At 74.4% G+C, this 16,624-nt stretch carries 17 protein-coding genes; 8 read left to right on the top strand and 9 right to left on the bottom strand.

Features of this window, described 5'->3' with window-relative positions; genetic code table 11:
• A complete protein-coding gene (locus Sru02f_RS23855) occupies positions 1-588 on the top strand; it encodes a PadR family transcriptional regulator (protein WP_109028829.1) in 588 nt (195 codons plus the stop codon).
• Positions 589-592: 4 nt separating this feature from the next.
• Complete coding sequence (locus Sru02f_RS23850; RefSeq protein ID WP_109028830.1) at positions 593-1,318, top strand: class I SAM-dependent methyltransferase; 726 nt, start codon at positions 593-595, stop codon at positions 1,316-1,318.
• A gap of 9 nt (positions 1,319-1,327) precedes the next feature.
• Here Sru02f_RS23850 and Sru02f_RS23845 read toward each other — a convergent pair whose 3' ends face one another.
• From Sru02f_RS23845 to Sru02f_RS23820, 6 genes are all read right to left on the bottom strand, one after another.
• Positions 1,328-2,089 carry a GntR family transcriptional regulator gene (locus Sru02f_RS23845; protein ID WP_109028831.1) on the bottom strand — a complete coding sequence of 254 codons (762 nt, stop codon included), beginning with the start codon at positions 2,087-2,089 and terminating at the stop codon, positions 1,328-1,330.
• A gap of 124 nt (positions 2,090-2,213) precedes the next feature.
• The gene (locus Sru02f_RS23840) at positions 2,214-3,182 is read right to left on the bottom strand and encodes an acetylxylan esterase (RefSeq protein ID WP_109028832.1); all 969 of its coding nucleotides are present in this window, start codon (positions 3,180-3,182) and stop codon (positions 2,214-2,216) included.
• 117 nt (positions 3,183-3,299) lie between these two features.
• The gene (locus Sru02f_RS23835) at positions 3,300-3,884 is read right to left on the bottom strand and encodes an Rv1733c family protein (protein ID WP_109028833.1); all 585 of its coding nucleotides are present in this window, start codon (positions 3,882-3,884) and stop codon (positions 3,300-3,302) included.
• A 151-nt stretch (positions 3,885-4,035) separates the two neighbouring features.
• Entirely contained in the window at positions 4,036-4,818 is a 783-nt protein-coding gene (locus Sru02f_RS23830; RefSeq protein WP_373103533.1) for a ferredoxin reductase, read from the bottom strand.
• Positions 4,811-5,416 carry a sulfite oxidase-like oxidoreductase gene (locus tag Sru02f_RS23825; RefSeq protein ID WP_109028834.1) on the bottom strand — a complete coding sequence of 202 codons (606 nt, stop codon included), beginning with the start codon at positions 5,414-5,416 and terminating at the stop codon, positions 4,811-4,813. The genes Sru02f_RS23830 and Sru02f_RS23825 overlap by 8 nt, the downstream gene beginning before the upstream one ends.
• A gap of 49 nt (positions 5,417-5,465) precedes the next feature.
• Positions 5,466-6,002, bottom strand: a complete 537-nt coding sequence (locus tag Sru02f_RS23820; RefSeq protein ID WP_109028835.1) for a MarR family winged helix-turn-helix transcriptional regulator — start codon at positions 6,000-6,002, stop codon at positions 5,466-5,468.
• Positions 6,003-6,263: 261 nt separating this feature from the next.
• Between Sru02f_RS23820 and Sru02f_RS23815 the strand changes: the two genes are divergently transcribed.
• Positions 6,264-7,106 (top strand): putative protein N(5)-glutamine methyltransferase, encoded by an 843-nt coding sequence (locus Sru02f_RS23815; RefSeq protein ID WP_109028836.1) that lies wholly within the window; start codon positions 6,264-6,266, stop codon positions 7,104-7,106.
• Here the strand turns inward: Sru02f_RS23815 and Sru02f_RS23810 are convergent.
• Positions 7,096-9,204, bottom strand: a complete 2,109-nt coding sequence (locus Sru02f_RS23810; protein ID WP_109028837.1) for a SpoIIE family protein phosphatase — start codon at positions 9,202-9,204, stop codon at positions 7,096-7,098. The two genes, Sru02f_RS23815 and Sru02f_RS23810, sit on opposite strands and share 11 nt — an antisense overlap.
• Before the next feature lie 264 nt (positions 9,205-9,468).
• Between Sru02f_RS23810 and Sru02f_RS23805 the strand changes: the two genes are divergently transcribed.
• From Sru02f_RS23805 to Sru02f_RS23790, 4 genes are all read left to right on the top strand, one after another.
• The gene (locus Sru02f_RS23805; protein WP_109028838.1) at positions 9,469-10,365 is read left to right on the top strand and encodes a hypothetical protein; all 897 of its coding nucleotides are present in this window, start codon (positions 9,469-9,471) and stop codon (positions 10,363-10,365) included.
• Positions 10,366-10,457: 92 nt separating this feature from the next.
• Positions 10,458-10,829 (top strand): hypothetical protein, encoded by a 372-nt coding sequence (locus Sru02f_RS23800; RefSeq protein WP_109028839.1) that lies wholly within the window; start codon positions 10,458-10,460, stop codon positions 10,827-10,829.
• A gap of 110 nt (positions 10,830-10,939) precedes the next feature.
• Complete coding sequence (locus tag Sru02f_RS23795; RefSeq protein WP_109028840.1) at positions 10,940-12,955, top strand: NADPH-dependent 2,4-dienoyl-CoA reductase; 2,016 nt, start codon at positions 10,940-10,942, stop codon at positions 12,953-12,955.
• Between the two features lie 64 nt (positions 12,956-13,019).
• Positions 13,020-13,571 (top strand): PadR family transcriptional regulator, encoded by a 552-nt coding sequence (locus tag Sru02f_RS23790; protein WP_109028841.1) that lies wholly within the window; start codon positions 13,020-13,022, stop codon positions 13,569-13,571.
• A gap of 20 nt (positions 13,572-13,591) precedes the next feature.
• Here Sru02f_RS23790 and Sru02f_RS23785 read toward each other — a convergent pair whose 3' ends face one another.
• Both Sru02f_RS23785 and Sru02f_RS23780 read right to left on the bottom strand, forming a co-directional pair.
• Entirely contained in the window at positions 13,592-14,149 is a 558-nt protein-coding gene (locus Sru02f_RS23785) for a hypothetical protein (protein WP_167469226.1), read from the bottom strand.
• A 170-nt stretch (positions 14,150-14,319) separates the two neighbouring features.
• The gene (locus Sru02f_RS23780) at positions 14,320-15,309 is read right to left on the bottom strand and encodes a fibronectin type III domain-containing protein (RefSeq protein WP_109028843.1); all 990 of its coding nucleotides are present in this window, start codon (positions 15,307-15,309) and stop codon (positions 14,320-14,322) included.
• 399 nt (positions 15,310-15,708) lie between these two features.
• Here Sru02f_RS23780 and Sru02f_RS23775 point away from each other — a divergent pair, with 399 nt between their 5' ends.
• A complete protein-coding gene (locus Sru02f_RS23775; protein ID WP_244941712.1) occupies positions 15,709-16,569 on the top strand; it encodes a glycoside hydrolase family 75 protein in 861 nt (286 codons plus the stop codon).
• The last annotated feature ends 55 nt before the right edge of the window (positions 16,570-16,624 follow it).

Raw genomic sequence — 16,624 nt, 5'->3', positions numbered from 1 at the left:
ATGTCTCTCAAGTACGCCGTCCTGGCCGCCCTGCTCGAGGGCGAGGCCTCGGGCTACGAGCTGTCCAAGGTGTTCGACGTGTCGCTCGCCAACTTCTGGCCCGCCACGCCGCAGCAGCTCTACCGGGAGCTGGAGCGCCTCGCGGGCGACGGACTCATCGAGGCCCGGACCGTGCCGCAGGAACGCAGGCCCACCAAGCGGCTGTTCTCGCTCACCGAGGCGGGCCGGGAGCAGCTCGGCGTCTTCGCCGCCGCGCCGACCCGGCGGCCCACCGCCATCCGCGACGAGTTCCTGATCAAGATGCAGGCCATGGACGGCGTCGACCCGGCGGCGGTCCGCGCGCTGGTCGAGGAGCGCAGGGCCTGGGCGCTGGGCAAACTCGCCCGCTACGAGCGGGTGCGGGAACGGCTCCTGGACGGCCGCACCGAGGAGGAGCACCTGCGGGAGGCCGACCGTGTAGGGCCCTACCTCACCCTGGCCGCCGGGATCACCTTCGAGCGGGAGAACGCCCGCTGGTGCGAGCGCGTACTCGCCGTGCTCGACGAACGCCGCGCTCCCGCGGGGCCCGCCGGACAGCCTCTAGGCTGACCGGATGTTCAGCCCCGAAGGTCCCACCCTGCGCGAACTCGCCGTCCAGGCACTGTCCTCGGTCGAGCGCGGCTACGACCTGCTCGCCCCGAAGTTCGACCACACCCCGTACCGGACGCCGGACCGGGTGCTGGACGCCGTGGCCCGCGGGCTGGAGCCGCTGGGGCCCTTCGCCGCCGGGCTCGACCTGTGCTGCGGCACCGGCGCGGGCGTCGACGTACTGGCCCGGGTGTGCCAACGGGACGTGACCGGGGTGGACTTCAGCGCGGGCATGCTGGAGGTCGCGCGCCGGCGCACCCTGCCCCCGGGCCCGGCGGTCTCCTGGGTGCGCGCGGACGCCCGTGCCCTGCCCTTCGGCCCCGCCTTCGACCTCGTGGTGAGCTTCGGGGCGTTCGGGCACTTCCTGCCCCGCGAACTGCCGGGCCTGTTCGGCCAGGTGCGCTCCGTGCTCCGGCCGGACGGCCGCTTCGCCTTCCCGGTCGCCGCCCCGCCCCGGCCCGGCTCCGCGGGGTACTGGACGCTGCTCGGCTTCGACGCCGCGATGCGGGTGCGCAACGCGCTGTGGCGGCCGCCGTTCGTCATGTACTACCGGACGTTCCGGCTCGGGGACGTGGGCCGCGAGCTGTCGCGGGCCGGCTTCCGGACGGACCTGCACGCCCTGCCCGAGTTCGGACACCGTCCCGACGGCAGCCCGCGGGCTCGGCTGGTCGTCGCCCGGCGGCTCCCGTAGGGCGACGGGTCAGCCGGCCGCCGGCAGTGTGAACTCGTAGACCAGGGCGCCCTGCCGGGTGTCCACCAGGAGGTCGGTGATCTCCAGCGGTCGCGCGTACTGGTCGTGCACCCGCCGCACGACCCGGACCGACGCGGTGTCGGGCTGGAGCGTGATGGTGTCGCGGTGATGCAGCGTCAGGCCCGCGCGGCGCATCCAGTCGTAGGCCCGCCGCAACTGCGCGCCGGCGACCCCGTCGGCCCGGTCGCGGTAGCGGGCCAGTTCCTCGACCTCGGCCAGCGCCACGGCGGAAAACGATGTCACCGCGGTCCGCCTGCCGTTGCCTCCGGCCGCCGCCGACGTGTAGTGGTGCATCAGGGTCGGCCGGCCCGGCACCAGCCCCAGCGCCGCGGCGTGCTCCGGTGGCGGTGTCTCCCAGACGACGGTGGCCCGGTCGCCGGTGGGCGGCTGAGCCGCCCGGGCGCCGACCGGGAAGACCAGGGGCGCCGCGCTTCCGGACGGCGGCCCCGGCAGGGCGACATGGCTGCCGCGCCGGTCGGTGGTGAGCAGACCGTCGCGGCGCAGCACGTCCAGGGCCTGCCGCACGGTCTCCCGGCTGACTTGGAAGTACTCCGCCAGCCGGCGCTCGCCGGGCAGCCGTTCGCCCGGGGGGACGGTCCCGTCGCGCAGTTCGCCGAGCAGTTGGTCCGCCACCCGCCGGTACAGGGGCGGCGGGGCGTCGGCGGGTGCCGGATCGGCGGGGGGCGGGTCGTGCGGGGTGGTGCGGGCCATGCCGCGCCTCCTGTTGATGACGTACGGTAGCCGCGCGGGCTCGGTGCGCCACCAGAATTACCATTGGTCTAAACCAGCTGGGAAGTCCGGTCCGCCGGTTCGGCCGAAACACCACCCACGAACCTCAGGCGTGGCGGCTCAGCCAGCGCAGCTTCGCGGCCTCCTGGTACGGCCCGCCGCCCTCGTGGTCGTTGAAGTCGTACACCTCTATCGTCCGGTCCTCGTGCGTCCAGGCGTTGAACGCGGCGAAAACGGTCGACGGCGGACAGGTCTGGTCCTCCAGGGCGGCCGAGAACAGGGCCGGGGCCCGCCCCCGCGCCGCGAAGTGCACGCCGTCGAAGTACGACAGCGTGCGCAGCGCGTCCCCGCTCCGGCCGCGGTGGGTCTTCAGGTACAGGCCGACCTCGCGGTAGGGGTGCCGGTCGGTGAGCGTGACGGCGCGCGGGAAGTCGCACAGGAAGGGCACGTCCGGTGCGACGGCGACCAGGTCGGGCACCAGGCCGCCGACCGCTATCGTGATGCCGCCGCCCTGGCTTCCGCCCAGCGCCACCGTGCGCGAGGGGTCGGTCAGCGGATGCGAACGGGCGGCCTCGACCGCGCGCACGGCGTCGGTGAAGACCCGGCGGTAGTAGTAGTTCTCCGGAGCGTCCAGACCGCGGGTCATGAACCCCGGGTACGCGGGCGTGCCGCCGACGGGGTCCGCGGTGCCGCCACCGCCGCCCCAGGCGCTGCCCTGACCCCGGGTGTCCATCACGAAGTGGGCCCGGCCGGTGGACGCCCACAACAGGTGCTCGTGCGGCAGCCCGCGCCCACCGCCGTATCCGACGAACTCCACGACCAGCGGCAACGGCTCGGTGGCCGCGGCCGGCAGGATCAGCCAGCCCTTCACCGGATGGCCGCCGAACCCGGCGAACGTCACGTCGTACACCCGCACCGTGGAGAGCCCCGTGTCGACCGGTTCGAAGCGGGCGTCCAGATCGTGCTCGCGGGCCTCGGCGAGCGTCTTGCTCCAGAACGCGTCGAAGTCCTCGGGCTCGGCCGACGCGCTGCGGTAGGCGCGGAGTTCGTCGAGCGGAAGGTCGAACAGGGCCATCGAGAACCGCCTTTGCGGAGAGACGCGGCAGACCGTACGGATGATCACACGGTACGTGAGCGGCTCGCGGAAACGCCAGGTCCGGCCGCCCCCGGGAACCGCGCGGGCGGAGCGCCGTCAGGCCCGCCGGTGGGTCCACTGCGGCTCCGTGAGCGCCCAGTCGCGGTCCCACTCCGCCATGCGGTGACGCATGGCCACCGCGCGTACGGCGCGGTGCGCGAGGAGCACCGTGAGCACCGTCCCGATCGTGGTGAACGAGCCGATGGTGGCGCTGTGCTGCCAGATCTCGGCGCCGTCCGACGGAGGGGGCACGCTCTGCCCGTGGGAGTCCAGCCACACGTCGACGGTGTCACCGTGCCTGGTGTCGGCCGGCACCCGTGCCGTGGTGCTCTTCTCCGCGCCGTCCGGTGCCTTCCAGTGGACGGTCGCACGGTAGGAGTGCTGTCCGCCGAGCTGTCCCGTCGACAGGGTGCCGGGGGTGCGGTCCACCACCGTGGCACGGACGTGGTGCCGCTCGGCCCGCTGCGCCGCGACGATCGCCTGCGCCTGCCCGTGGCCCCACCACGCGGTGGCGGCACCGAGCGCCGGCGCGGCCACGAACAGCAGGAGGGCGACGACCACCTTGGTCCACGCCTCGACGACGTCCGACCTGCGCCGCAGCGGATTGCGCTGCCAACGCCGGCCGCGTACCCGGGTTCGCATGTCGACCTCCCCGCGATCACCGCGACCGGAGGAGCGGACGGACGGCCGTCGAGCGCGGGGGCCGCCGCGCCTTCGTGTCGCGCCACGTGTGCGAGTGCCCGCACTGGACTGGTACCCAGTCCTGCGGGCCTCGCTCACGAACCGGGCGGGATCAGCCGAAGCGTTCGATCCGGATCCGGTCCACCGGCTGTCCGGCCGCCACCAGCAGCCGCGACGCGTGCTCCGCGAACGCGTTCGACCCGCACACGTAGGCCTCCCAGCCGCCGGCGGGCGGCTCGGCGAGGAGCGGCGCCACATGCGCGGCCGCCAGCCGGCCCACGGGCGTCCCGGGCGGCGCCGTGCGGGTGAACACGGGTGTCGTCTCCGCGCCGAACTCACCGGCGTAGATCAGCTCCTCGGGGCCGCGCGCGGACACGAGGAGCCGCAGTGGCACGGTGAGCCCCCGCGCCCGGTGGTGCCGCACCATCGACATCAGCGGTACGACGCCGGACCCGGCGCCGAGCAGCAGGGCGGGCCGGTCGCCCGGCCAGGCGAAGAAGCCGCTGAGCGGGCCGCGCACCTCGATCTCGTCGCCGGGCCGTGCCACCGTGTGGAACCAGCCGGACACCTCCCCGTCGGGCACCCGGTCCAGGGTCAGCTCGATGTGTCCGGAGTCGTCCGGTGCGGACGCGAGCGAGTAGTGGCGCTGGGCCCGGTAGCCGTCCGCGGCGGTGAGCCGCAGCATCAGGTGCTGGCCGGGCAGGTGGCCCGCCCAGCCGGGCACGGCGAGGCGGAAGGTCGACGCGCGGGGCGTCTCGCGGCGGATCCCGGTGAGCGTGGCCGTCTGCCACGTCCCGGCCACCCGGCCGTTCACCTCGATGCGCCCGGGCACGGCGAACCGGGCCGGGGGAGTGGGGGCCGTCGCCCCCGCCGTGTGCGTGGCCGTCTCAGTCACCGGAGTACCGCTGCTCCTCCCAGGGATTGCCGCGGGCGTGGTAGCCGTTCTGCTCCCAGAAGCCCGGCTCGTCGTGGTCGAGCAGTTCGAGCCCCGCGATCCACTTCACGCTCTTCCAGAAGTACAGGTGCGGGACCACCAGCCGCGCCGGGCCGCCGTGCTCGGGGGCGAGCGGCTGTCCGTCGTACTCCCACACGATCCAGGCCCGTCCGCCGGTCAGGTCCGCGAGCGGCAGGTTCGCGGTGTAGCCGGTGTGCGCGCGGGCGACGGCGTGCGTGGCCGAGGGCAGCGGACCCGCCGCGTCCAGGAAGGCGTCCAGCGACACGCCCCCGAACCGCACCCCGAACTTCGACCAGCCGGTGACGCAGTGGATGTCGCCCGCGTACCCGGCGGCCGGCAGCAGGCGTGCCCCGGCCAGGTCCCAGGTGCGGGGCTCGGCCACCAGACCGCCCACGCGGAAGGTCCAGTCGGCGGGTGCGATCTCGGGAGTGACCTCGGCGGACAGCACGGGCCAGTCGTCGCCCGCGTCGTACTGACCGGGCGGCAGCCCCGGCCGGGCGGCGCGCGGACGCCCGGTGAAGCCTCGGGTGGTGTTCATGCGGTGGGGCCTTTCGGGCCGTCGGGGCACCTGCCCGCGGCCGGCGTGATCAGTGCGTACTCGTCCCACCGTACGTGTCCGCAGGCGCTGCCCGGTCCCGCTCCCCGCCCGGGGCCGCGTCCGGCCACGCGTTGTACCGCTCCAGATACGCGGCGAAGCGGAGCAGCTCCTCCTCGGGCCAGTCGGCGAGCCGCTCCCGGAAGGCGGCCCGCCGCCGCTCGGTGACCCGGTCCAGGACATCCCGTCCGGACTCGGTCAGATGCAGGACCTGGACGCGGTGGTCGTCCGGGTCGACGCGCCGCTCGATCAGTCCGGCGCGCTCCAGCGCGGACACCTGGCGGCTGACGGTGGACTTGTCCAGGGCGTAGTGGGCGGCCAGGTCCGTGGCCCGGCGGCCGTCCCGCTCCTCCAGATGCCCGAGCAGCGTGTACGACACCAGGGACAGCTCTGGGTGCATGCGGCCCGCCGAGGCGCGGGCCCGGCGGGCGAAGACCGTCATCTCGCGCTGGATGGTCTCCACGGCCGCGTCCGCGGGGCATCCGGCGGGAACGGCGGTCGTCTCGTCCGGTGTCTCGGCAGCCGTCACGACTCCTCCTCCGCGTTGCTGGTTGCACAGTACAACCTTGACGAGGAGGTCCCGGGAGTCAACCACCTGCGGGGCCACTCGGCGTCTGATCACTGGGGTAGTGTGTCCGTCGGCCGCGGACCGCCCCGGCCGTCGGACGACCGGGAGGTGAGACCGATTACCGCTGTGTCGGTCCGGGTGCTCTCACCTCACGGCAGTGCGGTCACCGGAGACGAGTGACCGCGAGAGCGCCCTTCGGTTCCCGAAAGGCTCTCGGCTTCCATGCCTCCCACTTTCCCCGCTTCGCCCACCCCGGCGTCCTCAGCCGCCCCCTCCGCGCTCTTCTCGGCGTCCCTCCCGTCGCGTGACGCCGTCGTGGCCGCGCTGCGCGCCGCCGGCTGCGTCTTCGCCGAGGACGAGGCCGCGCTCATCCTGACCACCGCCCGCACCGCCGCCGACCTCACCGCACTGGTCGACCGCCGCGTCAGTGGCCTGCCGCTGGAACTCGTCCTGGGCTGGGCCGAGTTCAGCGGCCTGCGCATCGCGATCGCCCCCGGGGTCTTCGTGCCCCGCCGCCGGACCGAGTTCCTGGTCTCCGAGGCCCTGGCCCACGCACCGCACGCGCACGTCGTCGTGGACCTGTGCTGCGGGTCCGGGGCCGTCGGAGCGGCGCTGGCGACCGCCCTGGACCGGCCCGAGGTGCATGCCGCCGACGTCGATCCGGCCGCCGTGCGCTGCGCCCGCGGCAACCTGGCGGAGGCGGGCGGCCGGGTGTACGCGGGTGACCTGTTCGACGCGCTGCCCGACACCCTGCGCGGCCGGGTGGACATCCTCGCGGCCAACGTGCCGTACGTGCCCACCGGCGAGGTCGCGCTGCTGCCCGCCGAGGCCCGCGACCACGAACCGCTGGTCGCCCTCGACGGCGGCACCGACGGCCTCGACGTGCTGCGCAGGGTCGCGGCCGCGGCGCCCGGCTGGCTCGCCCCGGGCGGCTGCCTGCTGGTCGAGACGAGCGAACGCCAGGCACCCGAAGCCGTCGACGCCTTCACCCGGGCCGGTCTGGCCACCCGCCTCGCGGTCTGCGAGGAGCTGTACGCCCATGTGGTGATCGGCGTCAGGGGCTGACCGTCCCGCCGTCGCGCTGCGCCGGCGGTGTGGCCCGGGCGATCAACAGGGCCACGTCGTCGGAGTTCTCCGGCTCGTGCAGGGTGCGCAGCAGCAGGTCGCAGACCTCCTCCAGCGGGCGGTCCGGGCCCTCCAGCAGGGCGAGGAGCGCGTCCAGCCGCTCGTCCAGCGGATGCCTGCGCGTCTCGACCAGGCCGTCGGTGTAGAACACCAGCCGGTCGCCCGGCTCCAGGCCGACCTCGGTGGTGGAGAAGGCGACGCCGCCCACCCCGAGCGGCACTCCGGTGGGCAGGTCGAGCAGCTCGGGCGGCCGGCCGGCCCGCAGGCGGACCGGGGGCAGATGCCCGGCGTTGGCGATCAGGCACCGCCGCCGGTGCGGGTCGTGGACGGCGTACAGGCAGGTGGCGATGGCCTGGTCCAGGCCCGCCGTGGTCCGCTCCAGGTGCCCGAGCAGCTGCGCGGGGTCCAGCTCCAGGGCGGCCAGGGTGTTCGTCGCGGTGCGCAGCCGCCCCATGGAGGCCGCCGCCGCGATGCCGCTGCCCATCACGTCGCCCACCACGAGCGCGGTCCTGCCGCCCGCCAGCTCGATCACGTCGAACCAGTCGCCGCCGACCTCGCTGGTGCCCCCGGCCGGCTGGTACCGGGAGGCGACCTCGAGGCCGCCCGTCACCGGCGGATGGCTGGGCAGCAGGCTGCGCTGGAGGGTGAGGGCGGTGTCGCGGGCGTTCTGGTACCAGCGGGCGTTGTCGATCTGCAGCGCCGCCCGCGCGGCCAGCTCCCGGGCCAGCAGCAGGTCGTCCTCGTCGAACGGCAGCGGGTTGGAGATCCGCTTCAGGTCCAGGGCGCCGAGCACCTCGCCCCGCGCGATCAGCGGCACGGCCAGGTACGAGTGGACGCCCGCCCGGCGCAGCAGCTCGGCCGCCTCCGGCGAGCGGGCGATGCGCCCCAGGTCCTTGCGCGTCACCCGGGACACCAGCACCGGCCGGGCGGTGCGCACGCACTCGGTGACCAGGCGGTCCGGTCCGTACCGGGCGACGCCGCCGGGCGGGTCGGCGGCCCGCAGGGCGTCCCGGGCCCCGTCGTCCGCGCGAACGGCCAGCGCCCTGATCACCGCCGGTTCGGCCGGGCCCAGGGTGCTGCGCCGGCCCTCCACCACGGCGTCCAGCAGATCCACGGCGGCGACGTCCGCGAGGCCGGGCACCGCCACGTCGGCCAGCTCGTACGCGGTGCGGTCCAGCCGCAGCGTGGTGCCGATCCGCGCGGAGGCGTCCGCCACGGCGGCGAGCCGGCGCCGGGCGCCCTCGGCCTCGGCGGCCGTCCGGTACTGCTCGGTCACGTCGACGACCGAGACGGCCACCCCGAGCACGGCGCCCAGGGCGTCCTCCAGCCGGTACAGGGACACCGACCAGGCGTGCTCCTCGTCCGGGTCGGCGGGGGTCCGGCCGGTCGCGGGCTGGTCGACCACCGGGCGCCCGGTCTCCAGCACCCCGCGTGCCGCCGCCTCCAGCGGGTCGGCGTCCACCTGCGGCAGCAGCTCGCGGATCGTCCGGCCGAGGTGCTCCTCGGCGGGGATGCCGTTGAGCCGCTCCAGGGCCGGGTTGACCGAGACGTACCGCAGGTCGGTGTCCAGGACGGCCAGCCCGATCGGGGACTGCATGATCACCCGGGTGGACAGGGCCACGTCCCGCTCCAGCCGGCGGACCATCGACTGGTCGGCCGCGAGCCCCAGCGCGTAGACGTCCCCGCGGTCGTCGAGCAGCCGCATGTTGCGGAACTCCACCAGCCGGGTGCTGCCGTCCCTGTGCCGGACGGGGAAGGCGCCCGCCCAGCTCCGACCGGTCTTCATGACCTCCCCGAACAGCCTCACGACCAGGTCGAGATGGCGTTCGTGGACCATGATGCGGGCGGCGTACTGCCCCAGCGCCTCCGGTGCGGAGTAGCCGAACAGTTCCTCGGCCTGCGGGCTCCACAGGACGATCCGGCCCTCGGTGTCCAGCACGATCGAGGCCACGTTCAGCAGGTCGAGCAGTCCACTGGGCCGCACGGGTCCGCGCGGCGACGGCTCGCCCCCGAACCCGGCAGACCCCGCTGCACCCATCCCATGCCCCGCCTTCACCGTCCGACGCGGCACGCCCTTCGCTGCCGACCTCCCTGCTCTACCGCGTTCCACCGCGTGAAGGGCCGGCTGTGCCGGGGCTCCGCCGTCTCCTCCCAGCATCTCCCCGCAGGCCGGGGACCGCCGCACGAAGCGCCGGGACCGCCGTACGAAGCGCGTCCGGAGTTGGTCTGTACATGCCTTGGGTGGCGGTCCAGACTGTGCGCCGAGCGCCTTCCGCCCGGCCACCCCCACCGAGGAGCCCCCATGCCCCTGCGCGCCCGGCAACGTTGTCACACCGCCCTGATGGGACTCGCCGTCCTCGCCCTCTCCGTCGGCCTCGCGGGTCCGGCACGGGGGGACGCCCCGGCCCCCGCCGCCCGGACCGCCGACACCTGGACCGAGGTGGGCTCCGACCGCGCCGACCCGCTGACCGAGAGTCAGGGTCTGGCCTCGGTCGAGGTCCCGGCCGGCAGCCCCAACCGCTACACCGGGATCGGCACCATCCCGTTCGGCCTCAGCACCCGCGGCTGGAACCACGTCGGAGACCCGGACGCGTCCTACGACGGCCACTACGTCGAGCCGTACCAGCGCGACGACGGGAACACGAAGATGTTCCGCGTGCAGGCGCCGGACGGGAGCTGGGCGGAGTACGTGCACACGCTGAGTCCCGGGGAGGCGCTGAACAACTCGTGGTCCGCCGTCTCGCCCGACGGGCAGTGGATGCTGGCGGCGGAGTGGGGCACCATGAACCGGCTGCTGGTCTTCCCGAACCCGGGCGTCAACCCCGCCACCTCGCCCTCGGTGAACCTCCCGCAGGCGGCCACCGTCCATCTGGACCACGCCGTGCGCGACGTCCAGGGCTGCGACTTCCAGGACGCCACCACGCTGCTGTGCTCCTCCGACGACCCGGAGGGCACGCTCTTCGGCATCACCAAGCCGCTCCTGCGGATCGACCTGTCGGCGGCGCCGGGCGGCACGGCCGACGTCACCGGACACGTCACCGCGCTGCGGCAGCTGCCCCTGCGCAGCGCCTGCTCGGGCGGCTTCGAGGCGGAGGGCATCGACTACGACCGGCGTACCGGCACCCTGCGCGTGATCGTCGTGTCGCCGGGCTTCTGCGTGCTGACGGACAGCAAGACGTACCGGTTCACCCGGGGCTGACCCGGCCCCTTCGCGCCGGGCCGCCGGTGGTGCTTTTCTGGTGGTATCGGCGAGAGCGGTTTCGGTCACGACCACGAGAGGGAGCGATCACGATGGACGGTGAGCGACTGCATCCGGAGTCCGTCTCGGTGGAGCTGAGCGGGTGCAGCAAGGAGGACGCCCGGACCGTGTTCGACACCCTGTGCGCGTGCTTCTCCTCCGACCGGCACGCGGGCGACGTGACCCGGGAGTACGACGAGGTGCGTCCGACCGTGTGGCTCGGCACCTTCGACATGGCCGACACCCGCGGGGGCGAGTGCGACCCCGCCCGGCTCGGGGCGTCCGTGGAGGCCGACGCGCAGGGCGGCTACTGGGCGATCGAGAGGCTGCGCACCGCCCTGGACTCCCTGTTCACCGTGCACGACCTGAGCCAGGCCTCAGGGGACCAGGAGCGGGAACTGCACGTACGGCTCGAGAGCCGCTGACGGAGCCCTCCGGCGTCGGTGTGGCGTACGCCGCGTCTTTGTGCAACTAGTTGCACAAAGACGCGGCGGTCCTCTACAACAGAGGCACCACACCCCGCACGGAGGGCCCGATGAGCCGTTACCCGCACCTGCTGAGCCCGCTCGACCTGGGCTTCACCACGCTCCCCAACCGGGTCCTGATGGGCTCCATGCACGTCGGCCTGGAAGAGGCCGAGCGCGGGTTCGAGCGCATGGCCGCCTTCTACGCCGCCCGGGCCCGCGGCGGAGTGGGGCTGATCGTCACCGGCGGCATCGCCCCCAACGACGAGGGCCGCCCGTACGAGGGCGGCGCCAGGCTCACCACCGGGGCGGAGGCGGAACAGCACCGGGTCGTCACCGAGGCCGTGCACCGTGAGGGCGGCCGCATCGCCCTGCAGATCCTGCACTTCGGCCGTTACGCCTACCACGCCGACCTGGTCGCCCCGAGCGCGCTCCAGGCCCCGATCAGCCCGCACGTCCCGCGCGAGCTGACCGACGCCGAGATCGAGCGCACGATCGAGGACTACGTCCGCACCGCCCGCCTCGCCCGCGAGGCCGGGTACGACGGCGTCGAGATCATGGGCTCGGAGGGCTATCTGATCAACGAGTTCATCGCCGCCCGGACCAACCACCGCACCGACCGCTGGGGCGGCTCGTACGAGAACCGGATGCGGTTCCCCGTCGAGATCGTGCGCCGGGTGCGCGAGGCCGTCGGCGCGGACTTCATCGTCGTCTACCGCCTGTCCATGCTCGACCTGGTGCCCGGCGGCTCCACCCTGGACGAGGTGATCACCCTCGCCAAGGCCGTCGAGGCCGCCGGAGCCACGATCATCAACACCGGCATCGGCTGGCACGAGGCCCGCATCCCCACCATCGCCACCTCCGTGCCCCGCGGCGCCTACACCTGGGTGACCAAACGTCTCATGGGCGAGGTGTCGGTCCCGCTCGTCACCACCAACCGCATCAACACCCCCGAGGTCGCCGAGGCACTGCTCGCCGAGGGCACCGCCGACATGGTCTCGATGGCCCGCCCGATGCTCGCCGACCCCGACTTCGTCGCCAAGGCCGCGGCCGGCCGCCCCGAGGCCATCAACACCTGCATCGGCTGCAACCAGGCCTGCCTGGACCACACCTTCAGCGGGCAGATCACCTCCTGCCTGGTCAACCCGCGTGCCTGCCACGAGACCGAACTCGTCCTGGCCCCGACCCGGCGGCGCAAGCGCGTCGCCGTCGTCGGCGCCGGACCGGCCGGACTGGCCTGCGCGGTGAGCGCCGCCGAACGCGGCCACGAGGTCACCCTGTTCGACGCCGCGGGCGAGATCGGGGGGCAGCTCAACGTCGCCCGCAAGGTCCCCGGCAAGCAGGAGTTCGACGAGACGCTGCGCTACTTCCGCACGCAGCTCACGGAGCACGGCGTCGACGTACGCCTGAACACCCGCGTAGGCGTCGCCGACCTCGCCGGCCACGACGAGGTCGTCGTCGCCACCGGCGTCACCCCGCGCACGCCCGACATCCCCGGCGTCGACCACCCCTCCGTCGTCGGCTACCTCGACGTCCTGCGCGACGCCGCCCCCGTCGGCGAGCGCGTCGCGATCCTCGGCGCGGGCGGCATCGGCTTCGACGTCGCCGAGTACCTCACCGACGGCGGCGACAAGGCCCACGAGGACCCGGAGACGTACTTCCGCCTCTGGGGCGTCGACACCGACTACCGCGCCCCCGGCGGCCTCGCCGCGCCCGAGCGCCCCGCGCCGCCGCGCACCGTCCACCTGCTCCAGCGCAAGACCAGCAAGGTCGGCGCCGGGCTCGGCAGGACCACCGGCTGGATCCACCGCACCGAGCTGAGGCACCGCGGCGTCACCATGGTCCCGGGCGTGCGCTACGACCGGATCGACGACGCCGGGCTGCACATCACCGTCGGCGACGAGTCCACCGTGCTGGAGGTCGACACCGTCGTCCTGTGCACCGGCCAGGAGCCGAGCCGCGGCCTGTACGACGACCTGGTCGCCGCCGGACACCGCGCGCACCTCATCGGCGGCGCCGACGTGGCCGCCGAACTGGACGCCAAGCGCGCCGTCAAGCAGGGCACCGAGCTGGCGGCGGCGCTGTAGCAGAGGTACGGACGGAGGGCGGGAGGAGCGCGGGCGCAGGACGGGCCGTCCCTAGGATGAGGCCATGTCACTCCCGCACGCGATCCTCACCGCCCTGGTCGAAAAGCCGTCGTCCGGGCTGGAGCTGACCCGCCGGTTCGACAGGTCGATCGGCTACTTCTGGTCGGCGACGCACCAGCAGATCTACCGCGAGCTGGGAAGGCTGGAGGCGCAGGGACTGATCCGCGCGCTGCCCGACCAGCAGCCGGCCCGCGGCCAGAAGAAGTCCTACGAGGTCCTGCCCGCGGGCCGTGCCGAACTGTCCCGCTGGACCGCGACCCCGCAGGACCCCAAGCCACTGCGCGACACCATGCTGCTGCGGCTGCGCGCCGCCGCCGTGGTCGGCACCGCCGGTGTCGAGGCGGACCTGCGCCGCCATCTGGAACTGCACGAGCGGCAGTTGGCCGAGTACCAGGAGATCGAGCGGCGCGACTTCCCGCCCGGCCGGGACAGCCCCGAGGACCGGCTGCGGCACCTGGTACTGCGGGCCGGCATCGACCTGGAGACGTTCTGGACCCAGTGGCTCGGGCACGCGCTGGCCGAGTTCGCCGAACTGCCCGGCGACGAACCGGCCTGACAGCGCCCCCGGGCGCCCGCTCAGAACCGGTACGGCTTCGAGCGGCGGCGCAGGAACCAGGCCCCGGCGATGACGCCGGCCCCCACCAGCGCGCCGCCCGCCACCAGGGTGGCCGTGCCGTAGTCCTGGACCGCACCGCCCAGACCGCCCATGACGCCGCCGGGCGAGGCGGACGGGGTGGGGGTGGCCGATCGGCTGGGCGAGAGGGAGGGAGAGGGGGCCGAGGAGACGATGACCGTCTGGGTGCCCGCGGTGCTGTTGTTGGAGCACATGACGATCACCGTGTACGTACCCGGCGAGATTCCCGACCAGGCCGCGGACTGGCCCGAACCGCTGCCGGACAGCGCCACCTGACGCCCCTGGGCGAAGTCCCGCTGGCTGCTGGTGAGCAGGGAGGCGGTGCCCCAACTGCCGTTGAGCTGGGCGCAGGCCGTGGTCGTGACCGACACCGTGGTCCCGGTGGTGCTCACGGAGATCCCCGGTCCGGCCGGGGCCGGCCCGGCGGCCAGGGCGACGGGCAGCACGGCGGCGGCCGCCACGGTGGCGCCGGAGCGGAGAAGCGGCGATGAGATGCGCATGTGGACTGCCCTCCGGCGGCACGGTCGGCGGTACATCCCTTGCGCCGCCGGGGTCGGGAACGCCCGTGCCCCCGCTGGCAGCCAACAGGGCCCCGGCCGTGCCCGCATGCGGAGCGCGACCGCCCAGGTGACGCGCCCCCGGGCAGGTCCCGGGCCGACCGGGCGTCAGGTCATCGGCCCGCGCCCGTGGTCACCGTCCGTTCCGCCGAGAAGCCGCCCCAGGTGCCGTCGGCCAGCCGCGCCCGGATCCGTACCCGGTGCACGACCCCGGCCTCGCGCCCGGCGTAGAAGCTGTACTCGGCGCGGTCGCGCGGTGCGTCGGCGCCGTAGACCAGCGAGGTCGCCGCACGGCCGTCCAGGTGGATCTGGTACTCGGTCACCGGTGTCTCGGTGCGCGGCGGGACCCAGGAAAGGTCCAGGTAGTAGGCCCCGTCGGCGCGGTGGGAGGCGGCGCGCAGGTCCGTGGGCGCGGTGGCGCGCCCGTCGTCGGTGCCCGGGGTGGTGAGCCGGACGGCGGCGCCCGCGGGGGAGACGTTGTCGGCGGCGTCCCTGGCCCGCACGGTGAACGCGTAGCGGGTGCCCGCCCGCAGTCCGGTCACCACGGCCGCCGTCTGGTTGCCGCCGACGCTGTGCACCTTGGTGTCGCCCTGGTAGACGTCGTACGACACGACCCCGCGGTCGTCCTTCGCCGCCGACCAGGTGAGCTGCACCGCCCGGCTGCCCGCCGCCCGGCCGCGGACGTCCCCCGGGCGGGTCGGTGCCGAGTCGTCGGCCACCGCGGCGGGAGTGGTCGCCCGCACCTCCCGGCTGGGCGGCCCGAGCCGGCCCTCGGCGTCCCGCGCCCGCACGGTGAAGACGTACGCCGTCGAGGGGCGCAACCGGGTGACGTCCACCATCCGCTCGGCCATCGGCACCTCCTTCACCAGCGTGCCGCCGCGATACACCTCGTAGGTCCGCACGTCGTCGACCGCGTTCCACATCACGTGCACGGTCGTCGCGCTGCCGGCGTCGGCCGTGACGCCGGTGGGCGCCGCGGGCAGCCCGCCGCCGGCACCGTCACCGTCCCCGTCCGGGCCCCAGCCGCAGGAGGCGAGCAGGAGGAGCGTCCCGCAGAGCAGGGCGCACCGGCGCGGGAGAGGGGGAACGGGAACCTCGCGCACGGCTCAGCCTCCCCTGCGGCGCCGATTCGACGGCGGTGGACTTTAAAGGTCCGGACCAATATGACCCCGTGACGCGATCACATCAAGAGGGCCGTGGGTGACGATCACTCGGAAGGGTTACGTATGCTGAGTCATCGCACGTCCGAACTCCCCGCCGCTTCGGGGAAGTTCGGGCCGGTGGCGCGTGGACCGCTGTCGTCGCCGTCCCGCGCCGGCGCGGGCGGCCGGGCGGGCCGGAGCCGGAACAGGCCCCGGCCCGCCCGCCCCCGGTCCCGCACCCCGACACACCGGGCGCACGGCGGGCGTGCACCGTCTGGCCCTGTGAAAGGTGGTCGCGCGGGCGTTTCGGGGACAGATGAGGCCGAGTCTCCGTCCATGCCCCCGAGGAGAGGCCACATCGTGCGTGTCCAGTCGCTGACACTGGTCGCGGCCAGCGCCGCCCTGCTCGCCCCCACGACGTTCCCCGACGCTGCGCCCCCGCCGCTTCCCGAACCGCCGGCGCAGCTTCTGCTGCCCGGTGCGCCGGACCGGGCCGGCCCCCTGCGCACGGACCGGTCCGGAGTCAGGATCGGCCCCGTGCCGCACGTCCCGGCCGGACAGCCCGCGCCCCACGTGCGGCAGCGGACGGACTCCGGTCCGGAGACCGGGCCCCGTGCGCAGCGGGGCGAGAGCGGGAGCCCCGTCCGCGCCGCCGACCTGCTGGCCCGGGTGCGGGACTGCGACCCCGTCTCGCGCGGGCGCTACCGCAGCGACGCCGGAGCACCGGCGGACATCCCGGTCTGCGGCACCAAGGAGGCCGTGTACTGGAAGGCCGACCTGGACGTCGACTGCGACGGCCGGCCCGGCGACCGGTGCAACAGCGGCACCGACCCGCACTTCAGCCCCGCCACCGCGTACACCGGATCCGACGGCCGCCCGCTGGACGCCGAACGCCTGCCCTACGTCGTCGTGCCCGGACCCAGCGACACCTGGGACCACCGCGAGGACGGCGTACGCGGCGGATCGCTCGCGGCCCTCGTCCACGGGGACCGGGTGCGGTACGCGGTCGTCGGCGACGTCGGCCCGAGCGACCTCGTCGGCGAGGCCTCCTACGCCGCCGCACGCTCCCTCGGCATCCCGGCGGACCCCGAGGGCGGCGGTGTGGCCTCCGACGTGACGTACATCGTCTTCAAGGGCAGCGAGGTCGAACCCATCGACGACACCGCCGCGGCCGAGAAGGCGGGGGAGCGGCTGGCACGGCGGTTCGTGGACGGGGGCTGAGCGGGCGGCCGGGGCCCCCGCCCAGACCTTCCCGGGCCTCGGGCCTTCCGGCGCC

It is taken from the genome of Streptomyces rubrogriseus (assembly GCF_027947575.1).
In the GTDB taxonomy this organism is placed as follows: Bacteria; Actinomycetota; Actinomycetes; order Streptomycetales; family Streptomycetaceae; genus Streptomyces; species Streptomyces rubrogriseus.
This window is presented reverse-complemented; position numbering and strand designations above follow the sequence as displayed.